Genomic DNA, 25352 nt, shown 5'->3' with positions numbered 1-25352 from the left:
ATCAGCGGTCTGTGTCGGCAGACCGCCGCAAATCCCAGCCCAGCGCGCCCGCCGCCACAACGGCCTCGGTGCGGTTCGAGACTTTCAGTGCCTTCAGAATGGCGGTGACGTGGTTCTTCACCGTCGGTTCGGCAAGGTCGAGCACCCGGCAGATCGCCTTGTTGCTCTTGCCTTGCATCATGAGCGCCAACACGGCGACCTGCCGATCCGTCAGGCCGATGTCGGCCGGAGAGGATCCTGGCCGCACACGGACACAGACATCGGCAGGCGCGTCGTGCCCGGACAGGATCTCCGGCGGGACGTAAACGCCACCGCTGAACACCAGGTTCAAGGCGCTGACCATCACCTCGCGCGAGGCTGACTTGGGAATGAAGCCCAGGGCACCACCCTCGAGCGCGCGAACGACATTGGGGCGGTCATGGAATGCGGACAGCACAACGACGGCGGTCGCGGGCAGCCGGTGGCGGATATCGGCCAGCACTGCGAATCCGTCGCGGTCCGGCAGACTGAGATCGAGCAGAACCAGGGCGGTATCGGCATGATCCGTCAGCACTTGCAGTGCCTGCTCCGAGTCTCGCGCCTCGAACACCGTTGCCTCCGGCTTCAGCTCGCGCAGAACGCCGCGCAACGCTTCGCGGATCAGTGCGTGGTCGTCGATGACGAGAACCTTCATCGGATGGGTTCGCTTCCCACTGTCACAGGTGCACTCTACTGACGCGCCTGGAAATTCAGAAGTGAGGCCCCGCGTCAGTCGAGCGCGCGTATGTACTTTGGTCCCAGGACAAAAGTATGCCCAGCCACGCCTTCACTATGGGTCGGATCCCCTTGAGCGACAAGGATTCGCGATCCAATACGCAGCGCGCCGCTTCGACCGCAGTCATACCTCTGCTCGATTTACCAGCTGGCGCCGCCGCGACAGAGTTGGCCGGCGATTAGCCAGCGTCAATCTCGATGCCGGCCAGACTGCCCTTGTCTGCTCGCCCGAGGCCCTGCAAGCGGTCCGGCCGCTGTTGAGCACCGTGTGACCGGGTTGCGCGGCGCCGGGGAACGAACGGGCCCCTGCCAGGAAGTGGCCACCACGTTCTAACCAGACGACGGCATCGAGCACCGCACATCCGATGATGCGGTCGGAAGTAACCCGAAAGAGGAGTGAATCAGATGGGCTATCCCGGCATCGAATCTCTCTTCAAGAAGTTCGACGAAACGGCTCTCCTTGACGACTTTGCGGCGCAGAAGGGTCCAGGCGTCTGGCCGAAACTTAGTCGCGCGACCTTGGTGTCAGGCCTCAGGACGCGGCTTGGAAATCCGAACGCTGTAGCCCAGAAGAGCACACCGCTGTGTGGTCCTGCTTCTTTTGTTCGGGCTTTGATTATCGACAAACCCAGTGCCTATGTGCAGGCTGCCATTGATTTGTTCAACACTGGACAGGCCACGATTGGCGATCTGAAGATCAAACCAGGAGAATGGGTACGCACCTCGCAACCTGAGGGAAACACCCATCAGGCAGACTGGATCATGCTCGCCAGCATCCGTGACTCTGCCAACGTCACGCCTGCTGTCGCTTTCAATCTCGGGCTTGGCGGCGTTACTCCACCTCGGGACCTTGAGGCGTGGTTCACGGCTGCCGGCTTCTCGACCTCTAGCTGCGCCACTGTCACGCAATCGAATTTGCTGACGGCCGAGATGAACGTGAGGTCGGCCAACGCCTTCTTTTCGAGTGGCCATCATGTTGCGATGTTGATCGACTCCGCAGTCATGTACCAAGCAACGCAGGACGACAGTGTATCGGCTGTTCCCACACACTGGGTGACGCTCGCGACTGCAATCAAGCCAGGCCAATCGTTCGACGATGATGCACCCATTTCACTGTCAGTCTTCAGTTGGGGCGGTATCCAAACCATTCCCGAGTATTCATCGAGCCCCCTGAAGAAAAAGAATTTCCTGAGAAAATTCTACGGGTTCGTTGCAGCCAAGAGTTAGACAATGGCGGATGGCCGCCACACATCACTGCGCAGTCAGGCCACCGTCGATCACCAGCTCCGTGCCCGTGATGTAGCGGGCCTCGTCCGAGGCCAGGAACAGGATGCCGTTGGCAACATCCTCGGCCTGCCCGGCACGCCCGACCGGGACGCCGAGCTGTGCGACGACCGCGACATGCGCCTTGCGCACGGCTTGCACGGCCCAGCCGCCGGCGCGACCGCTTGATCCCTTCTCCCAGATCGGCGTGTCGATCACGCCGGGATGGACCGAGTTCACGCGCACATGGTTGCGCGCCTTGGCACACTCCAGTGCCACGGCCTTGGTGAACAGCCGCACCGCCCCTTTGCTGGCGCCATAGCCGGCCAGCCCTGCGTTGCCCACCAGGCCGGCGACAGACGACACGTTGACGACCGCACCGCCACCGGATCGCGCCAGCAAGGGTATGCTGTGTTTCACCCCGAAGAAGACGCCATCGAGGTTGATCGACTGCTCGCGCCGCCAGGATTCGTAGGAACGCTCGACGATATCACCGCTGATGGCGATGCCGGCGTTGTTGATCAGCGCGTGCAGGCCGCCGAACTCGGCGTGCGTTGTGGCAATCACGTCGATCCAGCAGGCTTCGCTGGCAACGTCATGGTGCAGGAAGATGCCACGCCCGCCGTTCTGCTTCACCAACGACAGTGTCTCGTTGCCGCCCTCATGATCGATATCGGTGGAAACCACGGCGGCGCCTTCGCGCGCGAACCGTACCGCTGTCGCACGACCGATGCCTGATGCCGCGCCGGTCACCAGGGCCACCTTGCCGTCCATGCGTCCCATGACGTTCACTGTCTCAACGCCCGCAGCGGGTGGACGGCGCATCGACGCGCTTCCAGGTTTCGCTGCTGCTGAAGAAGCCGCCGCCGACGCTGACCGTGAGTGCGGTGCCGGCGGACCTCACCGTCAGCGAGACCTCCTTGTACGTTTTGCCCTCGTCGGGATGGTAGAGCCAGCCGTTGACCCAGCCGCTGCCGTTGGTCTGAAAGCCGCCGAGCAGATCCAGACCGCAGATCGGCCGGCTCCGCAGCTTGGCATCAGGGTTCTTGACGTCACGGATGTCAGGCCCCTGCTCACGCATCCACACGATCCGGCCGCACGGATTGTTGGCCGAACACGGCAGGATCTCGACGATGGCGTCGGCATCGTCTGTCAGCCAGAAACCGTAGACGGATGGCGGCGCCGCGCGGCTACCGGCGGCGCCGATCGCCATCCCGATCAGGCCGACCATCGCTGACATCGCCGAACGCCGAAACACGACACTCATCGTTTATCTCCAGGTCGCAGAAAACGGGTGACCAGCAGCCGCAGCATCGGTGTCTGCTCAGCGGGCACGAACGATGACTCGAGCGCCGCGCGGCCGAACGCACCGTCGATCAGTGCGGCTACCCAGGTCGCAGCCTTCGGCAAGTCGAGACTGGCATCGACCTGCCCGCGCGCGGCCGCCGTGCGCAGCAGGTCGAGCAATGCCGCATGCCGCTCAGCTTCATTGCGCTTCACCAGGGCATCGATCTTGGGGTTGCGCAGGGCCTCGGCCATGATCTCCACACCGATGCGCGTCACGATCGGGTTCGCCACCTGCTCGACGCACAAATCCAGCAGGTCCAACAGCGCCGCGAACAGATCGTCGGTGTCCTTGGTCCGGGCAAACCATTCGGAGATCTCGCGCCGGTCTTCCTCGACCAGCGCCTCGATGAGCGCCTGCTTGCTGCCGAAGTAGTGAAACAGGTTGCCGGGGCTCATGCCCGCCTCGGCGCAAATCTCGGCAGTCGTCGTCTGGTGGAACCCGCGGCGGGCAAAACACGTCACGGCTGCCTCGAGAATCCGCTGTCGTGCCGCCTCATGCTTGACCGGATCAACCTTCCGCATCGGCTCATCCCTTTGTTTTTGCTCATTTTCAATAATTAATCGACTAGTCTAATTAATAATGATATCGCCGCCGGGCCTCGTCAAGGGGCAGTTCGTCAAGAGGTGGAACGGGATATGGCCGAGAAACGATCGGTGGCCGGGATCAACGCCCCTGGCGTCACATTGTCGGCGGTGCTGCTGTTGCTCGCCGGCAATGCCGCGGCGCAGATGACGGCCGGGAGTGGCGCCAGCAGTTCGCCGCGCGCCGGGACCTCGTCATGGGACATCACGCTTGGCGCCGGCGTGGCCGTGGCGCCTAAGTATGAAGGCGCCCGCGACTTCAGGGTGCTGCCGATGCCGGCGATCGACATCACCTGGCGCGACCGTGTGTTCCTCAATACGGAGAACGGCCTGGGCTTCTACGCCCTGAAGAGCAATGCCTTTACGCTCGGCGCGTCGGTCACCTACGGCTGGGGCCGGCGCGAGAAATACGACCGGCGCCACCTGCGCGGGCTTGGCAACGTCAACGCCGCCGTGCAGGGGCGGATGTTTGCCAGCTACACCCTGGATGCCTTCACGCTGCACACCAGCCTCGGACGTGACTTCGGCGGCAGTGACGGTCTGGTCGGTACCGTCGGCGTCACCGCGACGCTGCCGGTGTCGCAACGCTTCGCGATGTGGGCTGACATCGCCGCCACCTGGGCCGACGACAATCACATGAAGACGTTCTTCGGTGTCACGCCGACGCAATCCGCGCGCTCCGGACTATCGCGATTCAAAGCCAGCGCCGGCTTCAAGCGCACCGATTTCGCCGTCGGCGCGACATGGAAGTTCACCGATCACTGGTCTCTGAACGCCACGGCTGGCGCAGGCTACCTGCTGGGTGACGCGGCCCACAGCCCGATCACACGCCGTCGCCTGCAGCCCTTCAGTGCGCTGTCGCTCGGCTATACTTTCTGACCGGCCACCTGGGAGCGCGGGCAGACGCCGGTGCTCCCTGTCCCACTCTCCACAAAAGACCATCGACGGTGGCGGGTGCCATGCATGACAATGCCGCCCATCATGGTCGGGAGAGAGTGGTGAGCGAAACAACAGTGCTCGTCCCGGGTCAGGTTTCCCTGGCGGCTTGGCATGCCATCTACACCGGCAACAACGTGGCACTCGATCCGCAGTGTCATGCCGCCGTGACGGCCAGCGCTCATACGATCGAGGCGATCCTGGCACGGCACGAACCGGTCTATGGGATCAACACCGGATTCGGCAAACTGGCGAGCGTGCGCATTGGCGATGCCGACCTAGCAACGCTACAGCGCAACCTCGTGCTGTCGCATGCCGCGGGCGTCGGCGACCCGCTGCCCGTGCCGGTGGTCCGCTTGGTGATGGCATTGAAGCTGGCCAGCCTGGCGCAAGGCGCCTCGGGCGTCCGCTGGCAGACGGTCGAGCATCTGCAGGCAGCGCTGGCACGCGGCCTCGTACCGGTGATGCCCGGCCAGGGCTCGGCCGGTGCCTCCGGCGATCTGGCGCCACTGGCCCACATGACGGCGGCGCTGATGGGCGTCGGCGCGTTCATCGTCGATGGCGCGCGCGTGCCCGCGGATGTTGCGCTCGCATCGGCCGGGCTGGCGCCGCTGGTGCTCGGCCCCAAGGAGGGGCTTGCCTTGCTGAACGGTACGCAGGTGTCGACGGCCTTGGCGCTGGCCGGCCTGTTCCAGGCCGAGCGCGCCTTGCAGGCTGCTCTTGTGACCGGCGCGCTGTCGACCGATGCGGCGCGTGGTTCGGACGGCCCGTTCGATGCACGCATCCAGAATCTGCGCCGTCACCGCGGGCAGATCGACGTGGCCGCCACGTTGCGCACACTGATGGAAGGGTCGGCGATCCGCGCCTCGCATCGCACCGGCGATGAACGCCTGCAGGACCCCTACTGCCTGCGTTGCCAGCCGCAGGTCATGGGCGCCTGCCTGGATGTGCTGCGCCAGGCCGCCATGACGCTGGCGGCGGAAGCCAACGGCGTCTCCGACAACCCGCTGGTGTTTGCCGACAGCGGCGACGTGATATCGGGTGGCAACTTCCACGCCCAACCCGTCGCCTTCGCGGCTGACATGATCGCGATGGCGTTGTGCGAGATCGGCTCACTGGCCGAACGTCGCGTCGCCATGCTGGTCGACTCCGCGCTGTCCGGACTGCCGGCCTTCCTCACACCCAAGCCCGGCCTGAACTCGGGTTTCATGATCCCGCAGGTGACGGCAGCGGCTCTGGTCTCGGAGAACAAGCAGCGCGCCTTCCCCGCCAGCGTCGATTCGATTCCGACGTCGGCCAATCAGGAAGATCACGTCTCCATGGCGACGCACGGCGCGCGCCGGCTGGCGCCAATGGCTGACAATGTCGTCAGCATTGTCGCCATCGAGTTGCTGGCTGCCGCCCAGGGCTGCGACTTCCATGCCCCCCTGCCGTCCGGTGTTCGGCTGGAACGGGTGCGCGCAGCGCTGCGCGCCGTCGTGCCGCGTCTCGACGACGACCGCCATTTTGCCCCCGACATCGAGCAGGCGCGCAGCTTGGTCACGTCCGGCGCGCTCACTGACGCCGCCGGCGGCGATGTTCTGCCGCGAGTCGTGGCGGATTGACTGGACACGACCGCAACGAGGCGACGCCTTCGCCCCATACAACTGATGACACACAGCCGCAATTTCTCGCGGTGACGGGGAAAGTTGTCGCACGCTGGATGACATGCTGCCGCTGATCGCCACATAGGAGCGACCTGGTCATTGGCTGGCGAACAGCACTGCCTCGACCGGGCCGCCAGGAGACATCATGGCCAGCGACATCCCCATGCCATCCGCACCGCCGCGGCAATCGGGCACCGGCGGTGATACGCGCCGACGCGTCATGGCGATCGTTGCCGGCTCATCGGGCAACCTGGTCGAGTGGTATGATTTCTACGTCTATTCGTTCTGCGCCCTTTACTTCGCACCCTCCTTCTTTCCCTCTGACAACCGGACGGCGCAGCTGTTGGCCGCAGCGGGTGTCTTTGCGGCCGGCTTCCTGATGCGGCCGTTAGGCGGCTGGTTCTTCGGCCGCTTTGCCGACCGCCACGGCCGGCGTGCGGCCATGGTGTTGTCGGTTCTGATGATGTGCGGTGGTTCGCTGGTGATCGCGTTGCTGCCGACCCACGCCAGCATCGGTGTCGCGGCACCGGCGTTGCTGCTGATGGCGCGCCTGTTCCAGGGCCTCTCGGTGGGCGGCGAATACGGGACCAGTGCCACCTACATGAGCGAAGTGGCCGTTGCGCGCCATCGCGGCTTCTTCGCTTCGTTCCAGTATGTCACCCTGATCGGTGGGCAGCTGTTGGCGGTGCTGGTGCTGGTCATCCTGCAGCAGTTTCTTACCCACGAGGAGCTGCTTGCCTGGGGCTGGCGTGTGCCGTTCATCCTGGGCGCCGTGCTTGCCATCGTGGCGTTGTATCTGCGCCGTTCGCTGCCCGAGACCACGTCGGCGGAGTCGCGCGCCGCCAAGGAGGCCGGGACGATCCGTGGCTTGCTGCCGCATCTCAAGGCATTTCTGCAGGTGCTTGGATTGACGGCTGGTGGGTCGTTGGTCTTCTACACCTACACGACCTACATGCAGAAATACCTGGTCAACACGGCCGGTATGGACGCCAAGGTCGCCAGCACCGTGATGACCGCCGTGCTGTTCGCCTACATGTTGCTGCAGCCCGTGTTCGGCTCCCTGTCTGACCGCATCGGGCGCCGCCACTCGCTGATCGCCTTCGGTGTACTGACGGTCATGTCGACTGTGCCGCTGCTGAGTGCCCTCAGCCGCGTCACCGATCCCTATGCCGCTTTTGGCCTGATCCTGCTCGCCCTGGTGTTCGTCAGCCTCTACACGTCGATCAGCGGTCTGGTGAAAGCCGAGCTGTTTCCCACGCAGGTGCGGGCATTGGGCGTCGGCCTGTCTTACGCGCTGGCCAACGCCGCTTTCGGCGGCTCGGCCGAGTATGTCGCCCTGTGGTTCAAGTCGGTCGGCCACGAAACCTACTTCTACTACTACGTCACCGCGTTGTGTGCCGTGTCGCTGCTGGCGGCGCTGTGGATGCCCGACACCCGGCACAAGGGGCATCTGAGCAAAGACGATCATCCAACGTACTGAGCGTACGAAAGAAAAAGCGCCGCCATCATCGGTGTTGATGGTGCCTGGCTGTCAGCATGGCAGCGCGGGGGCATATCGGACGGCGACAGCGTCGTTAATCGGTGCGGACGGCCGATCTCGTGATACGGTTGCGTCGTATCGTTTGGAGACCTGGAGGATACGACGGCTATGCTGCGGTCGATATCACAGCATGGCCACGGCGGCTCGACGTCGCATCGCCCAGCCGAACCTTCATGAAAATCGCCACCTTCAACGTCAACGGCATCAACGGACGCCTCGCCGTCCTGCTCGACTGGCTGGCGGACGCCCAGCCCGACATCGTCTGTTTACAGGAACTCAAGGCGCCGCAGGAGAGGTTCCCTCTCGCCGACATTCGCAAGGCCGGATACCAGGCGATCTGGCAGGGGCAGAAAGGATGGAACGGCGTCGCCATCCTGTCGCGCGGCGGCGTGCCGATCGAGACGCGGCGCGGCTTGCCCGGCGACCCGGATGACGCGCACAGCCGCTATATCGAAGCGGCCATATCCGGGATCCTGATTGGGTGCGTCTATGTACCCAACGGCAATCCCGCCCCGGGCCCGAAGTTCGACTACAAGCTCCGCTGGCTGGAGCGCCTCTCGGCACACGCGGCGAACCTGCTGGCCAGTGGCGCGCCGGTGGTACTGGTTGGCGACTACAATGTCATGCCGACCGACCTCGATGTGTACAAGCCGGAGCGCTGGGCCGACGATGCGCTCTTCCGTCCGGAGGTCCGCGATGCCTTTGCCCGCCTTGTCGGGCAGGGCTGGGTGGATGCGGTGCGTTCCCTGCATCCCGGCGAGCGCATCTATACGTTCTGGGATTACCTTCGCAACGCGTGGGGACGCAACGCCGGCCTCCGCCTCGACCACCTGCTGCTCAGCCCCGCCACCGCCGACCGCTTGGTCGCGGCCGGCGTCGACCGCGATGTCCGTGGCGTTCCCAAGGCCAGCGACCACGCGCCGGCATGGATCGAATTGCTGGATAGCGGCGTCGTCAGGCGGCCACGGCGGCGTGGGAAACCGGCTGTCTGAGGGGTCCGGACGCCTTTCGACCTGCGGATGGTCGGCGCCAATATGCCACTATCCCTGCCGTGATCCGGCCGCTACAACGCCCGGCTCCCGCGTTTGCCCTATCGACAAGCCCCCATAACACCTTGACCGATCGCTCCCCCGCCGCCAACGACCGCAAGCTGTCACCGCTGCTGATCGCCGTGCTCACGATGTTGACGGCCTTCACACCGCTGTCGATCGACATGTATCTGCCGGCATTTCCGACCATCCGCGGCAATTTCCAGGCGAGCGCCTCACAAATCCAGCTGAGTCTGTCCGCGTTCATGCTGGCCTTCGGTTTCGGCCAGATCATCTATGGTCCGCTCGGCGACCATTTCGGCCGCAAGCCGGTCCTGGTCGTGGGTGTGTTGCTCTATATCGTCTCCAGTGCGCTGTGCGCCTTGGCCGACACCGCCACGCACCTGATCGGATTGCGCATTATTCAAGGGTTGAGTGCCGGCGCCGCCCCGGTCATGGCGCGCACGATGGTTCGTGACCTGGCCGAACGCGATCGCGCCGCCCAGGTGATGTCGATTCTCATGGCCTCCGTCAGCATGGCGCCGATGCTGGCCCCGCTGATCGGCAGCGAGGTCATGCGCCATTTCGGCTGGCGTGCCATCTTTGACGTGCTGGCGCTGTTCGGTGTCGTGGCACTGGTTACGGCATTGCTGACCTTGCGCGAAACCTTGAAGCCTGAGCTACGCGGTCCGCTGGCTTTCGGGAGCATCTTGGGTCGCTTCGGTGAGCTGCTGTCGTCGCCGCTGTTCCTGGGCTATGCGCTGACGACCGGTTCCCTGTTCGGCGCCATGTTCTCGTACATCTCGGTATCGTCACTGGTGCTGATCGAGATCTACGGCCTGGCGCCCACGACCTATGCCATCGCCTTCGGCGCGCCGCTGCTGGCCATGACCTTTGCCGCCACGCTCAACAGCCGATGGACACGCCGGGTCGGCGCCGACGTGGTGCTGCGCCGTGCCGTCTGGTTGCCTGCCATCACCGGCGTGGCCCTCATCGTTCTGGGCATCGTCGAAGCGCACACCGGCGTGATCGGCTGGATTCCGTTCAACGTCCTTGCCATGGCAATGGTGGCTTCGATGGCTCTGGTCGCCCCCAACGCCACGGCCTGCGCCTTGCAGCGCTACCCGCACATGGCCGGCGCCGCCGCCTCGCTTCTTGGCGTCATCCAGTTCGGCTGCGGGGCCGTCTTTGGCGCCGCCGTGGGCGCATTGCTGGGCACCACGATCCAGCCCATGGCTGTGTTCATGGGCATGGGCGGCATCCTGTGCTTCGTCACCCATCGGCTGCTGGTGAAAGACTGACAACGCTGCCTACGGGCGCACTCGGCTCGCGTTGGCCTGCGACCGCTATCCCTGCTCGATCGGCAGCGTCGTGTCCCTGGCCCACTCCCCCATCGACGCATCGTAGAGCGTGATGTCATCGAAGCCGAGCTGGTGCAGCAGGAACAGGTCGATCGTGGCGGAGATACCGCCGCCGCAGTAGGCAATGACGTGCTTGTCCTTGGCGATACCCGCCGCGGCGAACTTCGCTTCAGCGTCGTCGAGTGCAGTAAAGGCCTTGGTCTGCGGATCGACCAGAGTGGCGGCGGGTACATTGACACTGCCCGGCACGCGCCCCGCGCGGCCATAGCGGCTGGGCTCCAGACCCTTGTGGAACTGCGGACCCAGCGCGTTCACGATCACCGCTTTGGGATTCGTCGTCGCCGCCAGCACCGCCTGCTTATCGACAAAGCGACCGGGTCGCGGCTTGGCGACAAAGCGTGCCGGCGGGTAGCCCTTGGCAGCACCAGTCTCCACCGGCCGGCCTTCCGCACGCCATTTGTCGAAACCGCCGTCGAGCACGGCAGCCCCATCGAACCCCAGGGCCTTCAGCATCCACCAAAACCGCGTTGCCCACATCATGGTGCCGATGCTGTAGAGCACCACGCGGCTGTCATTGCCGATGCCGTGACGGCCAAACGCCGCCTCGAGCTGTGCGACCGACGGCATCATGAACCGCAGCCGGGTGGTGGCATCGGAAAATTCGCCCTGCAGGTCGAGGAAGTCGGCACCTGGAATATGCGCGTCGGCGAAGCTTTTATGCCCGGGCACCGCAATGTAAGGATCGTCGCTGCCGGCCGGCGTCGGCTCAAGGTACGTCGTACAGTCGAAAACCCGCAGGCTGGCATCCCCCAGCGAGCGCGCCAGGGTGTCAGTGCTGATCAGGGCGTCCGGCTCGCGCATCTCTCTGCCTCCCTCAAAGATGACACGCTATCATAGCGCTGACTGATTGCGATGATCCGAGGCCCCTAGTTTTTCTCATAGCCGCACCCACGATTCCTGAATTGAGACGGTGCCCCAACAGCGGCATCGTAGCCGACCATGAGGTGAGCGTATGACTCGTGTTCCTGATGACGTCGTCTTCCGGCCGCACAGTGCCCACTGGGGTGCATTCCAAGCCGGATGGCATGGTGATCGGCTGATCGTGAAACCGCACGCCGCGGATCCCGATCCCAACCTGGTGCTACAGAACTTCCCGGAGGCGCTGCGGCACAAGGCCCGCATCGCACGACCGATGGTGCGGCGCGGCTGGCTTGAACGCGGCCCTGGCCCCGATGAGCGGCGCGGCCGCGACGAATTCGTGCCGATGGCCTGGGACCGCGTGCTCGACCTGCTGGCGGATGAACTCAAGCGCGTGCGCGATGTGCACGGCCCCCGCACGATCTTCGGCGGTTCCTACGGCTGGGCGAGCGCCGGTCGCTTCCATCACGCGCAAAGCCAGGTGCACCGGTTCCTCAACACGTCGCTGGGCGGTTACGTCCGGTCGGTGAACAGCTACAGCGCCGGCGCCTCCGGCGTGATCCTGCCCCACATCCTGGGACCGATGGAATCGATCAGCCGCCGCAACGTCACCTGGGAGCAGATCGTCGAGCACACTGACGTCGTCATCGCTTTCGGCGGCATGGCGCTGAAGAACAGCATGGTGGGTGGCGGCGGCATCAGCCAGCACATCGAGCGCAGCGCGATGCGCAAGGCGCAGGCGCGCGGCTGCCGGTTCATCCTGGTCAGTCCGCTGCGCAGCGATTTACCAGCGGAAGCGGGCGCCGACTGGCTATCGCTGGTGCCTGGGACCGACACGGCACTAATGCTGGGTCTGGCGCACGTCCTGGTGAGCGAGCAGCTGCACGACAAGGCTTTTCTCGACCGTTATTGCGTCGGCTGGCCGGTCTTCGAGGACTATCTGCTGGGCCGCCGCGATGGTCAGCCGAAAGATGCACGATGGGCAGCCGCCATCACCGGAATTGCCGCCGAAGAGATAACGCAACGCGCACGCCAGCTTGCTGGCAAGCGCACGCTCGTGGTGGTCGCCCATTCACTGCAGCGGGCCGAATACGGTGAACAGCCGGTCTGGATGGCAGCGGTGCTGGCGGCCATGCTGGGGCAGATCGGCCTGCCCGGCGGCGGCTACAACTATGCGCTGGGTGCTCTCGCCCATACCGGCCGCCGTTCGAATGCCGTGCCGAGCCCTGCCCTGCCGCAAGGCACCAACGGCGTGCGCGACTTCATTCCCGTCGCACGCATCTCCGACATGCTGCTGAATCCAGGACAGGATTTCGACTACAACGGTGACCGGCTGACCTATCCCGACATCAAGCTGGTCTACTGGGCCGGCGGCAACCCGTTCCACCACCACCAGGACCTCAATCGATTGCGCCAGGCGTTCGCCCGCATCGATACGCTGGTCGTGCACGAGATCGCCTGGACCGCCACGGCGCGACATGCCGACATCGTGCTGCCGAGCACGATGACCTTGGAGCGAGAGGATCTCGGCACCACGCCGACCGATCCGCTGATGGTGGCCATGCACCAGATCGCGCCACCTTACGGCGAAGCACGCGATGACTACGCGATCTTCTCGGCGCTGGCCGAGCGGTTGGGAACAGCGGCGGCATTCACCGAAGGTCGCTCGGCGCGCGACTGGCTGCACCATCTTTACGAGCCGGTGCGCACCGCGCTCGCGGCACGCGGCCTGTCGGCGCCCGATTTCGAGACCTTCTGGCAACAGGGCGAGCTGATCCTGCCATCGGCGCCCGATGACGGCGGCATGTTGCGCGCCTTCCGCAACGATCCCGAGGCCAGTAAGCTGCCGACACCCAGCGGCAGGATCGAGATCTTTTCACCGACCGTCGCCGGTTTCGGCTATGCCGATTGTCCCGGCCATCCGGTCTGGCTGGCGTCCGTCGATGTGCCCGACGCCGATCGGCCGCTGCGATTGGTCGCCAATCAGCCAGCGACACGTCTGCACAGCCAGTTCGACTTCGGTGGCCATAGCAGCGGGATGAAGGCGCGTGGCCGCGAAGTCGTCCGTATCCATCCCAATGATGCCGCGGCACGCGGTATCGCCGACGGCGACATCGTGCGTCTGTTCAACACGCGGGGCGCCTGCCTGGCGGCGGCGAAGCTGACCGAAGACATCCGGCCGGGTGTTGTCCAGCTGCCGACCGGCGCCTGGTATGATCCGGCGGATCCGGCGGAAGACAACGCGCTGTGTGTCCACGGCAATCCCAATGTGCTCACGCGCGACGTCGGCACGTCGCGTCTGGCTCAGGGTTGCACGGGGCAGCTCACCAGTGTCCAGGTCGAGCGCTTCACCGGCAACCTGCCGCCGATTCAGGCATACGATCCACCGCTGTATGGAGACAATTGAGCGCTGGCCGTTCCAGGGCATCGCCGGCACGGTACGCCGCGATACTCCAGAACAGCGGATCTGCCATGCCGGCTTACCCCTTCGTTACGGTCGACGTCTTCACCACACAGCGCTTCGGCGGTAACCAGCTTGCCGTCTTTCCTGACGCGCGCGGTCTCACCGACGCGCAGATGCAGTCGCTCGCCAACGAGTTCAATCTCAGCGAAACCACATTCGTATTGCCGCCGGACAACCCTGCGCACACGGCTCGGGTCCGCATTTTCAATCGCACGTACGAGATGCCGTTCGCTGGCCATCCCAATGTCGGCACGGGTTATGTACTGGCCCAACAGGGGCGTGCCCCCAACGGCGTGCTCCTGTTCGAGGAAATCGCCGGCCTCGTCGAGATCAAGATCGACACCGACGCCACCGGCACCGTGGTCGGCGCCACCATTGCGGCACCACAACCGCTGTCGCTCGGACCACGCTTGCCGGCCGAGACCGTGGCGGCGTGTGGCGGCATCGGGACGAGCGACGTCATCGTGACGGCACACCAACCGGTACAGGCGTCTGTCGGTAACACGTTCGTGCTCGCGGAGGTCTCGGGCGACGCCCTGTCACGAGCGACCCCTGATCTCAGCCAGTTCCGCCGCGGCCTCGCGGCCTTTCCGGCCCTCAACGGCCGGCTCTCGCTCTACCTCTATGCGCACGACGGCACACGGATCCGGGCCCGTATGTTCGCACCGCTGGCCGGCACTTACGAAGATCCCGCAACCGGTAGCGCCGCCACACCGCTCGCGGCGCTGTTGCTGTCGCTGACGCCGAACACCAATGTCAGCTACGATATCGTGCAAGGCGTCGAAATGGGCCGCCCCAGCTTGCTGCGCACCACGGCGCATCGTGCCGAGGACGGCATCCGTGCAACCGTGGGCGGCGGTTGCGTGCAGGTGTTGCGCGGCGAGGCCACGGTGTGACGTCTACAGGCAGTGCTCCAGCCGGATCGGCAGATCACGGATCCGACGCCCGGTCGCGTGGAATACGGCATTAGCGATCGCCGCGGCCGTGCCGACTGTGCCCAGCATGCCGATGCCTTTGATACCGCCGGCCAGGTGCGGATCGTCCTCGTCGATCATGTGGATGTCGAACGCCGGCATGTCGGCGTGCACCGGGATGAGATAGTCTGCGAGGTTGTCGTTGACGATGCGACCCAGGCGTTCATCCATGATGGTGGTCTCGTGCAATGCCATGCCGATACCGCCGACGATGCCGCCAATGAACTGGCTGCGGGCCAGCCGCCGATTGAGAATGCGCCCAGCCGCATAGGCTGCCGTCAATCGCACAACGCGGACCTCGCCAAGATCGACGTCGACCCGCACCTCGGCAAATATCGCGCCATAGCCATACGAACTGTATCGTGGTGCCGCATCGGGCGCTGCGTCGGCAAAGGCCTCGATTCCATCGGGTGCCCGGCGTGCGACGACATCAGCCAGGCGCTCGGCGGCGTTTCCCGTTCCGGCGCGGATATAGCCGTCCGACAGCACGAGCTGGTCAGCCGACAGGCCATGCAATGGCGACTCTCCATCCTCGATGACCAAGTCGATCAGGCGCTGACGCACTCGCCCGGCCGCCGCTTCCACCGCGGGCGTGAAGCTCGCGGTTGCCATGGAACCACCGGAATAGGGCCCTTCCGGTAACGCTGTGTCACCGAGTTCGACGTCAATGCCATCGACCGGCACACCCAGTGCCTCGGCCGCCAGCTGCGCCAGCACCGTGTACGTACCGCTTCCCATGTCCTGAGTGCCGCAACGCACGCGCACCGTTCCATTGGCCTCGATGCGCACGACGGCTTCGGACGCCATGCGGTAGACAGGATAGCATGCCGCTGCCATGCCCCACCCCAGCACATGATGCCCATCGCGCATGGTACCGATCGCAATCGGGCGCCGCGCCCAGCCGAAGCTTTGCGCGCCGACACGGCAACAGTCGCGCAGGCCGTTGCTCGACCATGGCAGGTCGACGTGCTGGTCGCGCTCCGCATAGTTGCGTAGTCGCAATGCCAGCGGATCCATCTTCAGCACATGTGCCAGCTCGTCGAGGGCCGACTCCAAGGCGAAGCTGCCCGGCCCTTCACCGGGGGCGCGCATCGGGTTGGGCTGCGGCGCATTCACCCGCACCAGCCGGTGCGACGTGGCGACATTGGGACAGGCGTAAAGCACACGTGTCGGCGTAGCGACAGGATCGGCGTAGTCGGCGAAGCTGGAGGTCTGCGCGACCGTATCATGGGTCATCGCAACCAGACGGCCATCGCGCATCGCGCCGAGCTTGAGGGTCTGGATCGTCTCCTGGCGCCGCCCGACAAGGGTGAACATCTGGGCTCGCGTGAGCTCGAGCTTGACCGGTCGCCCGACATGCCGGGCAGCGGCGATACCGAGCATCAGGCATGGAAGCCAGGCACTGCCCTTGGACCCGAAGCCGCCGCCGAGATACTTCGAAACAACGCGAACCCGGCCTACTGACAGTCCGAAGCCGTCAGCAATCGCCTTGCGGTGCGCGAACACCGCCTGAGAGCCTGTGTGCACCGTGACACCAGCGCCGTCCCTGTCCCAGACCGCGATCACGCATTGCGGCTCCAGCGCGAGGTGATTGTGCGTTGGCGTGGTGTACCGTTTTTCGATCGTGACCTCAGCCGCGGCCATGGCGCCTTCCGGTTCACCACGACGGCTATCGGTTGACGTGCGGCCGGCGACCTTGGGAGCAAAGGCCTCGCTGCTCCCCTGTGTCACGGACGTGATGGCAGGCAAGGCTTCATAGTCGACGTTGATCAGGGCAACAGCACGGCGCGCGTGTGTCGCGGTCTCGGCAACGACGACGGCAACGGGCTGCCCCGCGAAATGCACGCGGGGCTCGCGCAGCAGCGCCAGGAAAGCCCCTTGATTCAATCTCGGCATAGCCTCGTGCGTAATCACGCTGACGACACCTGGTTGTGCCCGCGCCTTGCTCGCATCGATGTGCCGTATCCTGGCGCTTGCAAGCGGTGCCTGAACCAGTGCAGCGTGCATCACGCCCTGTATTGGGATTTCCGCCGCAAATCGTGCGGCACCCTTGACCTTGATCCCGGCCTCGATGCGAGTCGGCACGCGATCATCGTTCTTGTCGGTGACCACTGCGGTCATAGATCACCTCTCACGGCCTGCAGCGCACGCAGCACCGTGCGCTCCAACAGCGCCATCTTGAAGCCGTTGTGCCGCAACGGCTGTGCTCCCTCACCTGCCAGGCGCGCGGCGCGCTCGAATGTCGCCGCGTTCGGCGCCGCGTCGATCAGCGCTGCCTCGCATCCTCGCAGTCGCCATGGCCTGGTCCCCACACCACCGGCGGCGATGCGCGCGGTACGAATGCGGTCGTCCGCAAGATCAAGAACAACCGCAGCCGACACTACGGCGAACTCGAACGATGCCCTGTCGCGCACCTTCAGATAGTACGAGCGCCACGTCCCTGCTGCCGGTACGTCGATCGACGCAATCAGTTCACCCGGCGCAATGACGGTGTCTTGCTCGGGTTGCGCCTCTGGCAGCCGAAAGAAATCCTCAAGCAACAGCGCGCGCTCGCCGTTCTGGCTGGCCAGCAGCACCCGCGCGCCTAATGCAACCAGCGCCACTGCGAGATCAGATGCGTGTGTGGCCGCGCACTGTGCGCTGGCACCGAAAATCGCGTGCAGGCGGTTTTCGCCGTCCCGTGCGCCGCAACCGGAACCCGGCTCCCGCTTGTTGCACGGCAGGGAGCCGCTGCGAAAATAGAGGCAGCGCGTTCGCTGCAGCAAGTTACCGCCAATGGTGGCGACATTACGTATCTGCGGTGAAGCGCTCGCCAGCAAGGCCTGCGCCAGCACGGGATAGCTGTTGCGTACTTCAGGGTGGTCGGCGACATCGCTCATGCGCGCCAGCGCGCCGATCCTGAGTCCACCGTCGTGCCGCTCCACCGCAGTCAACGGCAGGCGACTAATATCGATGAGCAGGTTCGGCGCGCTGATTCCCGCTTTCCAGAGCTGCATGAAATCCGTGCCGCCGGCGATGAAGCAGGCGTCCGGCCGCGCTGCCATGTCGATCGCACCGCGCGGATCGATCGCGCGCCGATAGACGAACGGGTTCATGGCACGATACCCGCGACCTGGGCGATGGCGGCGACGATGTGTGGATGGGCACCGCACCGGCACAGGTTGCCGCTCATGAACTCGCGGATACTGGCGCCGCTGGTGGCGCGACCTTCCTGCATCAGGCCGACAGCCGACATGATCTGCCCCGGCGTGCAGTAACCGCATTGCAGGGCGTCGTGTTCGACAAAAGCGCGCTGCAGTGCATGCGGTTCCTCCCCGGACGCCAAGCCTTCGATGGTCAGTATGTCCTTGTCGTCCTGCATCACAGCCAGAGCCAGGCAGGATTTGATCCGCCGCCCATCGATCAGCACGGTACAGGCGCCGCATGCCCCCATATCGCACCCCTTCTTGGTACCGGTCAGCGACAGCCCATCGCGCAGAACATCCAGCAGCGTCGCACAGACATCGGCCACCACCTCATGGTCGCAGCCATTGACCCGCAGCGTCACCATGACCTGATCATCACCGTGATCCGTCATCACAACACCTCCGATGGAAAGACACGTCAGGTGCGATCAGCCAACGCTCGCGCACCCGCCAGATGCGTCATCACAAATGCCTCGAGATCGGCCTCCAGCACAGTCCTGCTGGCGCTGTTAACGCCGATCTGGGCGCTGCCGTAGAACAGCGCGCGCGCCAGTCGGGCAGCCGACGGTTTGAGCACCGAATCTTCACGCAACGCGCTTGTCAGGAGCCGCAACATGAATTCATCCGACCGCACGAAAATGTCGCCGGCCAGCTGATGCTTATGCGAAATCAAATCCTCAGCATGCGGCGAGCTTGCCATGTACGTAAAGAGAGACGCGCGGCGGCCGACAATCGCCGCAGCCACCCGCTCGTCCAGCGTCTTGCCTGCGGCATTCGCAAGCGCCGCGGTGAAACCTGCACGGTGGCCCTCGGCGATGCGCGCCGACACGGCGATGAACAGCTCATCCTTGTTCCGGAAGTAGCTGTACAGCGTCGCCTTGGCCACCACCGCTTCGCGCGCAACAGCCTCCATCGTCACGCCGCGAAAGCCGACCTTCTTGAACAGCGCATCCGCCGACCGGATCACGCGCTTGTAAAGCGCCCGTTCCTCGGTTTCAGCCGGTTCCTGTCGGTCTTGCACTGAACGATTTAGACATAATTCGTTCAGTCCGTCAATTTGATACTGCGACGCCGGATGAGTTGACGCTTACTGGCAGCGCCCCTAATGCTGTGCATCTCTGGGCAACGACGCGTAGGCAGGTCATGACGGCAGCAGGTTCGCGCATCAAGCGCTGGGTCGGATCGACAGCCATGGTGCTGGTGGCCGTGTTCCTGGCGTTGTGGGTTGCGGAGTTCGGCCTTCGGCTCGTGCTGCACGGCCACCTGGGCACCACGGCCGGCAACGAGAGCGAGTGGCATGTGCCGCATCCCACTCGCGGCTGGGCACACCGTCCCAACGCCGTCTTTCGGATGGAGAAGCTCGCCTACTCCGAGGTGGCTCACATCAACTCACGCGGCATCCGCGGGCCGGAGTTCGACCAGACACCCAAGCCCGGTATCACGCGCATTTTGATGGTTTCCGACTCGGGGACGTTTGGCAGCGGCGTTGCCGATGATCAAACCACCGCCGCGCAGCTCCAGCGCATCCTGGGCAACGACAAGTTCGAGGTCATCAACCTCAGCGTGGCCGCTTACAGCACGGTGCAGGAATACCGGTGGCTGATCGAAGACGGCTTGTCCTACAAACCCGACTTGGTGCTGCTCGGTTTCGCCCCCAGCAACGATGTGCAGACCAACTACTACCCGCTGCAGAAATGGTTCCAGCGCGAAGCCAAGCGGCCCTATGCCAAGCTCGATGCCGCCGGCCAGCTGGTGATCGAGGACCAGCAGCTGAACGAAGCGCTTGAGCGCCGACGCACCGAGTCACGCCTCAAGGACCGCATCTATGACCTGCTGGTCGGCGATATGGTTCAAAAAGTGATCCGGCAGGCAAGCCAGGCCGTCACCGGCGGCCGCAAGACCGATCCCAACATCTGGATCGGCTGGATGATGATGGATGATTTCGCGATGGACTACGCGCGCAAGGGACGGACGCGCGAGCAATACGAGCAATTCTGGCGTGAAGGCTGGCAGGTGACCGGCGCCTTGATCAAGGCGATGCGGGATCAATCACAGGCTGCCGGCGCACGCTTCGCGATGTGGGGCTACGTCAGCAAAGTCCAGGCCGAACCTGAGAGCCTGGGGCACCTGCAGCGCTCACTGCCGAAGGTGAAATTCGACGTCGCCAAGCCGGAACGCGAATTGAAGGCGCTCGGCAAGCAGCTCGATATCCCCGTGATCGAGATGCTGCCGGCGGTGCAAGCCGCCGCGACGAAGGGCGACCCAAAGCTTTATTTCAGTCTGGGCGATGAGCACATGACGGCCGCGGGTCACCGCGTTGTCGCAGAGACGCTGGCAAGTCAACTCAAGACGATGGGCCTTCTACAGGCCCCCTGACGGCACGCCATCTGGTCAGGCCGATCTACCGGCCAGGACGGCAAGTGGCGCGGGGAAGCTGTCGTATTCCTCGACTTGGCGCAATCCGATCGGTGGCGCCCCGACATCCAGCTGGGTGTAGCCGTAGGAGCCCAGGCGGATGCCGGGCTTGCCGGTGTAAGGGCGACGGAAGATTTCGATCCGGTCGTCCTCCTCAACCGTCAGTAAGACCCGATGGTCATACCAAAACGCACCACTGCGGACCATATACCCGGTCTCAGGGTGGAACCGCTTCGACATCCCCTGCTGATCTCCGTTGTCGCGACGCACCAACGTACTCGTTGCGTGGTCGCGGGCCGTCATAGAGATCGCGAGGCCGTTTGTCGCGCAGTCTTTGGTCCGCATTGGACAGGCGCAGTCGCCTGCAGGTTGTATGATCCCACTTGTCGCGACGGCTTCGGGATCATGTCGCGTCGCGCCGCCGTCCCTGGTCTGGTCGTTGTCGCCGACTGCTGAAGCCGATCAGGCCGAGCCCTGAGGGAGATCTCATGAGGCCTGGCCCACACGAGGTCTGTGTGGTCGTGAACAAGGGTACGCTGAATGAGCGGCACACAATCGCCTACTGGGGTGGAAACGCGGCGGCACGGACGGTTGCGTCCGGAAGAATGGCGTGACCGTCTGCTATCACGCCGCACATCGTTGCTTCATCTGATCGAGTAGTCGAATGATCCAACGCCGGCGGTTGGTGGAAGGAGTGCGCTGGTGCTATGTCGCGCACTGCCATCGCGTCTGATGCGCAAAGCTCGTACGACTGCTAATCTAAGTCCAGAGTACCGATATCCGGCGCGTAGTGGTGCATGCATCAGGTGCAGAATGGGCGAGCGAACTCTTGGCCCTTATGAAGGCTTTATCATCAGCGATGACGGCCGACGCCAGACCTGCGTCTATTGGGGTCAGTATGAATCGATCGCGGACTCCCTCGTTATAACGGCGCTGCATGAAGCTGGACCTGGCTACCATGGCGTCGTTCTGCGCGACGGCGCCGTGATCCATCGCATGCGTGGTTCAGCGCGGCTCCGGCTCGTTGAAAAAAAGACCTAACCCAAGCGCTGGTGGCAGCACTGCCGCGAATGGATCCGGTCTATTGCGAAAACGCGGGTCAAACGCCGCCTTGTCGGCATCCCGTACTTGTCCTTTAGAGCGGCGTAGTGTGATGAGTTCCTGTCCGGCGTCGATGGTATCGTAGCCGGCCTTTCGCAACACGGCGTTAACATCTGATGCGTGACTTCGCACGATCTGGTGAACCGCTTTTGCGGGAATGCGGCCATTCCAATCGGCGACATGCTCGATCAGTTCTCGCGCGGCGCTCGGGTTCTCTTTGGCCAGTGCGCTAGCTATCGGCCTTAGCGCGGTGACATCAAAAACGTCGTTGTGAAAGTCGAATACATTGCCCAACCGCAACGCATATTCGCGCGTGTCCCCGGAGGAGCCGTGCCGCCTGGCAAAGTCCGCGGCTGCCGCCGGATCAGGCGTGTAGTAGTTGCCATCAGCCGGCTTGGCGCCGCCCCGCCAGTAACCGCGTGTATATCCTTGTTCAGCCATTCGCTGCGCGCGGTCCGCCTCGCCCATCGGCAGCCCCTCACCAGGACGCACTTTGCCGCGTCGTAGTGCCCTAGCACCCGCCCCGATGGCATCATCAGTGGCGCGCACGATGCCGCGAGAAAGGCCTCCGAGGATAGGCAGAGTCCCGATGGCCCCCAGTGTAACGCCCGCGCCAGCTCCCAGCATGCCCATCGGATCGCCAGCCATAGCCGCCCGACTAAGATTGCCTGCCGCTTCGAGCGAATCTCGAATCCCTGCGCCGGGCGTCGTCTCGGCCCACAATGTCGGGATGGTCGCCCAGCTCTTTCGCACCTCTGGCGGCAACATTCCCCACGCGGCGCCCAAGACGCCACCACGCTCCAGGTATTGATCGTAGTCAGCTTTGCGTCGCTCCCACCAATTTGGCTGTACGGCCGCCGGCAGCGACGTGTTCAACACCGGCGTTCCAAATGGGTCATAGGTCTTGAAATACCGGTCGTCACCCCGAATATGGGGATATGGATTCGGGTCGTCGGGTGGCGCCAGCAATATGCCAAAGGGATCATCGTTAGCCATCGGCTACCTCATCGGCAGAGTGCTTGCCAGGCCGCGTTGTGCTGGCGCACCTGCCGAACGGTGTCGTCGGTGTCACCGCGCGCGCTGTAGGTGATCGGCTGGAAGGCAGAACATGAACTATCCACCACCGTCGACGTGCAGCCGCCCAGCACCAGGCTAGCGACGATCGCGATTGTACGGATCGGCATCGATCGCCTCCGGTCGGTTGTCCACCTTCGCCCGCGCCTTGGCCGCCGCTCGCGCCCGCTCGAGCGCCAGCGCCGCCGCAGCCGCACCGGCCGCCGCCTCGCCCTGATGATAGACGTAGAGGTACGCTGCCGCCGCCAGCAGAACAGCGCCGATACCGACAACCAGGTACTTACCCAGCGGGCCGGCCAGGAAGGCGATCACAGCCCCACCCCCGCCGCGCCCTTGCGCTGCTGCTCGCGCCAAATCAGCAGCCCCGTCAGGCCGATCACCACGACGGCGCCGACGATGATCGCGACCACCTTCCAATCGGCGCTGAGCAAGGGCGCCACGATCGGCGTGGCAATGCCGGCGCCGGCCGTGAGCATCGCCAGCACCTGGTTGCCACCGGCGCCTTCCTTCGCCACCGGAGGTGCGACAGGCGCGGGTTCCGTCGGCTGCGGCAGTGCGCCGGCATAGACATCAGCGACCACCGGCAACGGCGCCGGCTCGGCCTGCCAATGCGCCCACCACTCAGCCGTTTCCGGCGTCATCCAGTTCGCGCGGTTGCGCCACCCCTGTCGGTACACACCGAGCACCGCATTCCGCCGAATGATGAGGTCGTAGAACGCCACCCGCATGTCACGCACGGCACGGGTCGCTGCCTCCCAGCCCTGCCCTGCCACCCACCGCGCGTAGGCGTCAACCGTGATCGGTCCAATGGCGCCATCGACCACGACACCCAGCATGCGCTGCAGCGAGCGCGCGGCCTGGCCAGGCCCGGAACCCCAAGCGAAATCCACCAGCGCTTCCGTCGCCGGGCCCCAGGGCAGCAGATCCAGCCCGGTCCCCTTGTAGAAACGCGTAAGCCCGATCTCAGCCGCCTCCTCCAAGGTCACCGACTGCATCACGCCCCTGGTCAGACCCGCCACGGCGATTCCACGATGCGCCGCCAGCACAGCGGGCGTGACGCCGCGCATGGTGCCCACCAGGCGCCGGCTACCGTCGGTCGTGGTGACGTAGTTGCCGGGATCCGCGGCCTGGGCCTGGAAGCCACCCTCCCATGTCGCGATGGCCCGGCGGAGTGCTTCATGCGGGGTGGGCATGGTTCACCTAGTTCTTGTTGCGGAAGTACGGTTCCTCGAGCCGCTGAATGCGGGTGTCCTGGCCGTCGATACGGCGACCCTGGGCGTCCAGTTGCTGCTGGATCGCCTGGAACATGACCGGCAGCTTGGCCACCTCGCGCTCCAGGCTGTTGACCGTCGAGAACAGCCAGAACAGTGCGCCCAGCATGGCCGGCACACCGATGACGTTGACACAGCGCGCGGCGACGGCGAGCACCGCCGACTGTGCCAGTTGGTCCAGCTTGCGGGGTTGGTCGGTCATGACGCCACCACTACGGTGGTGACGGGCGCGAGGTCCCAGGGTAGATTCCGGCCATGAGCATCACGTCCCTTTTCAGCCGCTCCCGCGCAACGCCACGAGAAGAGCCGCAAATCGACGACACTCCTTGGGACAGGTTTTTTGCAGACATACGCGCGCGACCACCAACGACTGTTTTGGAAGCCGGCACGGCGCAATCGGTCCCGGGGGTCTCGACTCATCACATGGGGCTGTTTCCCAGTGTCAACCGCGCGCAGTACACCATGATCGACATTCTGTCCGGGCCGGACGTCGATGTGGTCGCCGATCTGCACTTCCTGCCGGCCGAATGGACCAACCGTTTCGACGCCTTTGTCTCGGGCGCAGTGTTTGAGCACCTGGAGAGACCTTGGGTTGCGGCCAAAGAGGTTGCGCGCGTTTTGGCTCCCGGCGGGGTCTGCTACGTCGCCACGCACCAGACGTTTCCGCTGCACGGCCACCCGCAGGACTTCTGGCGCTTCTCGACCGAGGCTTTGTCCCTGATCTTCAGGGATGCCGGGCTTGAGGTGCTGGCCTGCGCCTACAAGCACCGCACCAAGACTGTGCCGCCGCCCGAGCTTCTGGGGCACGAGCAGATCGAACCCTGGAACGCCAAGTATCCATCGTGGGCGATCGTACACCTGGCGGCGCGTAAGTCGGGCTGAAGCGCTCATGGCAGCGGCCACACCGCCCTGAGATCATCGACAGTCTGCGCCGCCTCGATCGCAGGATCATTCGGCGCGTCGCGCAGCACCTGCTTTCGGGCGACGATCGTCGCCTTTGCATCCGCGTCGCCGCGCTCATCGGCGCGCTGATACTCGACATCGAGAACAGCCAGCAGCGGCGCCCGAGCTTGGCGGATCTTGCCCCGCCAAATCTCCCGGGCGCGCGGCATGTCGTGCACGAGGCGGCCGGCCTGAACGATCCAGGCGTTCCGGAACGTCAGGTCAGCCGGCACATCGGCCGCATCGATCACGGCCACATTCTCCGCATCGACGGGCACATCTTTGCGACCGATCCGCGCCAAAAACTCATCGTCCGTTTCGCCGCGGTATAGCTTCGTGGTCAGCCCAGGGAACGGGTTCGCCAGCGTGTCGGCCATGTCAGACGGCGTGCCCGCGAGCATTGCCCGGAGCACTGCGGCATCGTTGGGGAACGCGACGAACAGCTTATCACCGTCGTCGTTGAGTGTGCAGCCGCGCGCCTGCGGTGCTGGGATCACCACGACAGCAGCGCCGCCGCTGGCAGGGTTGTAAGCGATTCGCTTGTCGGCCATA

The 25352-nt window shown here is 64.6% G+C and carries 26 protein-coding genes; 10 read left to right on the top strand and 16 right to left on the bottom strand.

Features of this window, described 5'->3' with window-relative positions; all coding sequences use genetic code 11:
- Position 1: 1 nt before the first annotated feature.
- Positions 2-673 carry a response regulator transcription factor gene (locus FQU96_RS14825; protein WP_146542044.1) on the bottom strand — a complete coding sequence of 224 codons (672 nt, stop codon included), beginning with the start codon at positions 671-673 and terminating at the stop codon, positions 2-4.
- 485 nt (positions 674-1158) lie between these two features.
- Between FQU96_RS14825 and FQU96_RS14820 the strand changes: the two genes are divergently transcribed.
- Positions 1159-1980 (top strand): hypothetical protein, encoded by an 822-nt coding sequence (locus FQU96_RS14820; RefSeq protein WP_146542043.1) that lies wholly within the window; start codon positions 1159-1161, stop codon positions 1978-1980.
- A gap of 24 nt (positions 1981-2004) precedes the next feature.
- Here the strand turns inward: FQU96_RS14820 and FQU96_RS14815 are convergent, their stop codons facing one another.
- Genes FQU96_RS14815 through FQU96_RS14805 form a run of 3 tightly spaced genes read right to left on the bottom strand, consistent with a single transcriptional unit; the run spans position 2005 to position 3885 of the window.
- Positions 2005-2841, bottom strand: a complete 837-nt coding sequence (locus FQU96_RS14815) for a glucose 1-dehydrogenase (protein WP_255468301.1) — start codon at positions 2839-2841, stop codon at positions 2005-2007.
- A complete protein-coding gene (locus FQU96_RS14810; protein WP_146542042.1) occupies positions 2813-3283 on the bottom strand; it encodes a DUF2147 domain-containing protein in 471 nt (156 codons plus the stop codon). The genes FQU96_RS14815 and FQU96_RS14810 overlap by 29 nt, the downstream gene beginning before the upstream one ends.
- The gene (locus tag FQU96_RS14805) at positions 3280-3885 is read right to left on the bottom strand and encodes a TetR/AcrR family transcriptional regulator (RefSeq protein WP_146542041.1); all 606 of its coding nucleotides are present in this window, start codon (positions 3883-3885) and stop codon (positions 3280-3282) included. Before FQU96_RS14805 ends, FQU96_RS14810 begins: the two co-directional genes overlap by 4 nt.
- A 114-nt stretch (positions 3886-3999) precedes the next feature.
- Here FQU96_RS14805 and FQU96_RS14800 point away from each other — a divergent pair, with 114 nt between their 5' ends.
- The 5 genes from FQU96_RS14800 (at position 4000) to FQU96_RS14780 (ending at position 10396) form a co-directional block, all read left to right on the top strand.
- Complete coding sequence (locus FQU96_RS14800) at positions 4000-4824, top strand: MipA/OmpV family protein (RefSeq protein WP_146542040.1); 825 nt, start codon at positions 4000-4002, stop codon at positions 4822-4824.
- A 119-nt stretch (positions 4825-4943) separates the two neighbouring features.
- Entirely contained in the window at positions 4944-6485 is a 1542-nt protein-coding gene (gene hutH, locus FQU96_RS14795; protein WP_370461369.1) for a histidine ammonia-lyase, read from the top strand.
- Positions 6486-6672: 187 nt separating this feature from the next.
- Positions 6673-8007, top strand: a complete 1335-nt coding sequence (locus tag FQU96_RS14790; protein ID WP_304623179.1) for an MFS family transporter — start codon at positions 6673-6675, stop codon at positions 8005-8007.
- A 233-nt stretch (positions 8008-8240) separates the two neighbouring features.
- A complete protein-coding gene (xth, locus tag FQU96_RS14785) occupies positions 8241-9059 on the top strand; it encodes an exodeoxyribonuclease III (protein ID WP_146542181.1) in 819 nt (272 codons plus the stop codon).
- Between the two features lie 122 nt (positions 9060-9181).
- On the top strand, positions 9182-10396 hold the full coding sequence (locus FQU96_RS14780; RefSeq protein ID WP_146542038.1) for a Bcr/CflA family multidrug efflux MFS transporter: 1215 nt from the start codon (positions 9182-9184) through the stop codon (positions 10394-10396).
- Between the two features lie 45 nt (positions 10397-10441).
- On the opposite strand, the gene FQU96_RS14775 is transcribed toward FQU96_RS14780, so the two are convergent.
- The gene (locus FQU96_RS14775; protein WP_146542037.1) at positions 10442-11317 is read right to left on the bottom strand and encodes a sulfurtransferase; all 876 of its coding nucleotides are present in this window, start codon (positions 11315-11317) and stop codon (positions 10442-10444) included.
- A gap of 151 nt (positions 11318-11468) precedes the next feature.
- On the opposite strand from FQU96_RS14775, the gene FQU96_RS14770 reads away from it, so the two are divergent.
- Together FQU96_RS14770 and FQU96_RS14765 are read left to right on the top strand one after the other, a co-directional pair.
- On the top strand, positions 11469-13781 hold the full coding sequence (locus FQU96_RS14770; protein ID WP_146542036.1) for a molybdopterin guanine dinucleotide-containing S/N-oxide reductase: 2313 nt from the start codon (positions 11469-11471) through the stop codon (positions 13779-13781).
- A 65-nt stretch (positions 13782-13846) separates the two neighbouring features.
- Positions 13847-14734: a PhzF family phenazine biosynthesis protein gene (locus FQU96_RS14765; RefSeq protein ID WP_146542035.1), complete on the top strand. Its 888-nt coding sequence runs from the start codon at positions 13847-13849 to the stop codon at positions 14732-14734.
- Positions 14735-14737: 3 nt separating this feature from the next.
- Here the strand turns inward: FQU96_RS14765 and FQU96_RS14760 are convergent, their stop codons facing one another.
- Genes FQU96_RS14760 through FQU96_RS14745 form a run of 4 tightly spaced genes read right to left on the bottom strand, consistent with a single transcriptional unit; the run spans position 14738 to position 19018 of the window.
- Entirely contained in the window at positions 14738-16933 is a 2196-nt protein-coding gene (locus tag FQU96_RS14760; RefSeq protein WP_146542034.1) for a xanthine dehydrogenase family protein molybdopterin-binding subunit, read from the bottom strand.
- Positions 16930-17907, bottom strand: coding sequence for a xanthine dehydrogenase family protein subunit M (locus tag FQU96_RS14755; protein WP_146542033.1), 978 nt, complete (start codon positions 17905-17907; stop codon positions 16930-16932). Before FQU96_RS14755 ends, FQU96_RS14760 begins: the two co-directional genes overlap by 4 nt.
- Positions 17904-18389, bottom strand: coding sequence for a (2Fe-2S)-binding protein (locus tag FQU96_RS14750; RefSeq protein ID WP_146542032.1), 486 nt, complete (start codon positions 18387-18389; stop codon positions 17904-17906). The genes FQU96_RS14755 and FQU96_RS14750 overlap by 4 nt, the downstream gene beginning before the upstream one ends.
- A gap of 26 nt (positions 18390-18415) precedes the next feature.
- A complete protein-coding gene (locus FQU96_RS14745) occupies positions 18416-19018 on the bottom strand; it encodes a TetR/AcrR family transcriptional regulator (RefSeq protein ID WP_178130518.1) in 603 nt (200 codons plus the stop codon).
- A gap of 122 nt (positions 19019-19140) precedes the next feature.
- Between FQU96_RS14745 and FQU96_RS14740 the strand changes: the two genes are divergently transcribed.
- Complete coding sequence (locus tag FQU96_RS14740) at positions 19141-20373, top strand: SGNH/GDSL hydrolase family protein (protein WP_146542030.1); 1233 nt, start codon at positions 19141-19143, stop codon at positions 20371-20373.
- Between the two features lie 15 nt (positions 20374-20388).
- Here FQU96_RS14740 and FQU96_RS14735 read toward each other — a convergent pair whose 3' ends face one another.
- The 6 genes from FQU96_RS14735 to FQU96_RS14710 form a co-directional block, all read right to left on the bottom strand.
- Positions 20389-20652: a hypothetical protein gene (locus FQU96_RS14735; RefSeq protein WP_146542029.1), complete on the bottom strand. Its 264-nt coding sequence runs from the start codon at positions 20650-20652 to the stop codon at positions 20389-20391.
- A gap of 765 nt (positions 20653-21417) precedes the next feature.
- Positions 21418-22509 (bottom strand): hypothetical protein, encoded by a 1092-nt coding sequence (locus tag FQU96_RS14730; protein ID WP_146542028.1) that lies wholly within the window; start codon positions 22507-22509, stop codon positions 21418-21420.
- A gap of 8 nt (positions 22510-22517) precedes the next feature.
- Positions 22518-22697: a hypothetical protein gene (locus FQU96_RS14725; RefSeq protein ID WP_146542027.1), complete on the bottom strand. Its 180-nt coding sequence runs from the start codon at positions 22695-22697 to the stop codon at positions 22518-22520.
- Entirely contained in the window at positions 22666-22899 is a 234-nt protein-coding gene (locus FQU96_RS14720) for a hypothetical protein (RefSeq protein WP_146542026.1), read from the bottom strand. Before FQU96_RS14720 ends, FQU96_RS14725 begins: the two co-directional genes overlap by 32 nt.
- Positions 22896-23780, bottom strand: coding sequence for a glycosyl hydrolase 108 family protein (locus FQU96_RS14715; protein ID WP_146542025.1), 885 nt, complete (start codon positions 23778-23780; stop codon positions 22896-22898). The genes FQU96_RS14720 and FQU96_RS14715 overlap by 4 nt, the downstream gene beginning before the upstream one ends.
- 7 nt (positions 23781-23787) lie before the next feature.
- Positions 23788-24060 carry a hypothetical protein gene (locus tag FQU96_RS14710; protein WP_146542024.1) on the bottom strand — a complete coding sequence of 91 codons (273 nt, stop codon included), beginning with the start codon at positions 24058-24060 and terminating at the stop codon, positions 23788-23790.
- Positions 24061-24113: 53 nt separating this feature from the next.
- On the opposite strand from FQU96_RS14710, the gene FQU96_RS14705 reads away from it, so the two are divergent.
- Positions 24114-24740 carry a methyltransferase domain-containing protein gene (locus FQU96_RS14705; RefSeq protein WP_146542023.1) on the top strand — a complete coding sequence of 209 codons (627 nt, stop codon included), beginning with the start codon at positions 24114-24116 and terminating at the stop codon, positions 24738-24740.
- Positions 24741-24745: 5 nt separating this feature from the next.
- Here FQU96_RS14705 and FQU96_RS42680 read toward each other — a convergent pair whose 3' ends face one another.
- Positions 24746-25351 (bottom strand): hypothetical protein, encoded by a 606-nt coding sequence (locus tag FQU96_RS42680; protein ID WP_255468276.1) that lies wholly within the window; start codon positions 25349-25351, stop codon positions 24746-24748.
- Between the last annotated feature and the right edge of the window lies 1 nt (position 25352).

Origin of the sequence: Reyranella sp. CPCC 100927, assembly GCF_007859315.1 — a bacterium.
Taxonomy (GTDB): domain Bacteria; phylum Pseudomonadota; class Alphaproteobacteria; order Reyranellales; family Reyranellaceae; genus Vineibacter.
The sequence above is the reverse complement of the archived record's forward strand: the minus strand, read 5'-3'. Positions and strand labels throughout refer to the sequence as shown.

Bases quoted from the DNA above. Each gene is read 5' to 3' on its own strand.
- FQU96_RS14740 (WP_146542030.1), top strand. From the start codon at position 19,141: ATGACGGCAGCAGGTTCGCGCATCAAGCGCTGGGTCGGATCGACAGCC.
- FQU96_RS14705 (WP_146542023.1), top strand. From the start codon at position 24,114: ATGAGCATCACGTCCCTTTTCAGCCGCTCCCGCGCAACGCCACGAGAA.
- FQU96_RS14765 (WP_146542035.1), top strand. From the start codon at position 13,847: ATGCCGGCTTACCCCTTCGTTACGGTCGACGTCTTCACCACACAGCGC.
- FQU96_RS14810 (WP_146542042.1), bottom strand. From the start codon at position 3,283: ATGAGTGTCGTGTTTCGGCGTTCGGCGATGTCAGCGATGGTCGGCCTG.
- FQU96_RS14805 (WP_146542041.1), bottom strand. From the start codon at position 3,885: ATGCGGAAGGTTGATCCGGTCAAGCATGAGGCGGCACGACAGCGGATT.
- FQU96_RS14775 (WP_146542037.1), bottom strand. From the start codon at position 11,317: ATGCGCGAGCCGGACGCCCTGATCAGCACTGACACCCTGGCGCGCTCG.
- FQU96_RS14800 (WP_146542040.1), top strand. From the start codon at position 4,000: ATGGCCGAGAAACGATCGGTGGCCGGGATCAACGCCCCTGGCGTCACA.
- FQU96_RS14815 (WP_255468301.1), bottom strand. From the start codon at position 2,841: ATGCGCCGTCCACCCGCTGCGGGCGTTGAGACAGTGAACGTCATGGGA.
- FQU96_RS14735 (WP_146542029.1), bottom strand. From the start codon at position 20,652: ATGTCGAAGCGGTTCCACCCTGAGACCGGGTATATGGTCCGCAGTGGT.
- FQU96_RS14750 (WP_146542032.1), bottom strand. From the start codon at position 18,389: ATGACGGATCACGGTGATGATCAGGTCATGGTGACGCTGCGGGTCAAT.
- FQU96_RS14730 (WP_146542028.1), bottom strand. From the start codon at position 22,509: ATGGCTAACGATGATCCCTTTGGCATATTGCTGGCGCCACCCGACGAC.
- FQU96_RS14760 (WP_146542034.1), bottom strand. From the start codon at position 16,933: ATGACCGCAGTGGTCACCGACAAGAACGATGATCGCGTGCCGACTCGC.
- FQU96_RS14715 (WP_146542025.1), bottom strand. From the start codon at position 23,780: ATGCCCACCCCGCATGAAGCACTCCGCCGGGCCATCGCGACATGGGAG.
- FQU96_RS14770 (WP_146542036.1), top strand. From the start codon at position 11,469: ATGACTCGTGTTCCTGATGACGTCGTCTTCCGGCCGCACAGTGCCCAC.
- FQU96_RS14710 (WP_146542024.1), bottom strand. From the start codon at position 24,060: ATGACCGACCAACCCCGCAAGCTGGACCAACTGGCACAGTCGGCGGTG.
- xth (WP_146542181.1), top strand. From the start codon at position 8,241: ATGAAAATCGCCACCTTCAACGTCAACGGCATCAACGGACGCCTCGCC.
- FQU96_RS14790 (WP_304623179.1), top strand. From the start codon at position 6,673: ATGGCCAGCGACATCCCCATGCCATCCGCACCGCCGCGGCAATCGGGC.
- FQU96_RS14755 (WP_146542033.1), bottom strand. From the start codon at position 17,907: ATGAACCCGTTCGTCTATCGGCGCGCGATCGATCCGCGCGGTGCGATC.
- FQU96_RS14820 (WP_146542043.1), top strand. From the start codon at position 1,159: ATGGGCTATCCCGGCATCGAATCTCTCTTCAAGAAGTTCGACGAAACG.
- FQU96_RS14725 (WP_146542027.1), bottom strand. From the start codon at position 22,697: ATGCCGATCCGTACAATCGCGATCGTCGCTAGCCTGGTGCTGGGCGGC.
- FQU96_RS14825 (WP_146542044.1), bottom strand. From the start codon at position 673: ATGAAGGTTCTCGTCATCGACGACCACGCACTGATCCGCGAAGCGTTG.
- FQU96_RS42680 (WP_255468276.1), bottom strand. From the start codon at position 25,351: ATGGCCGACAAGCGAATCGCTTACAACCCTGCCAGCGGCGGCGCTGCT.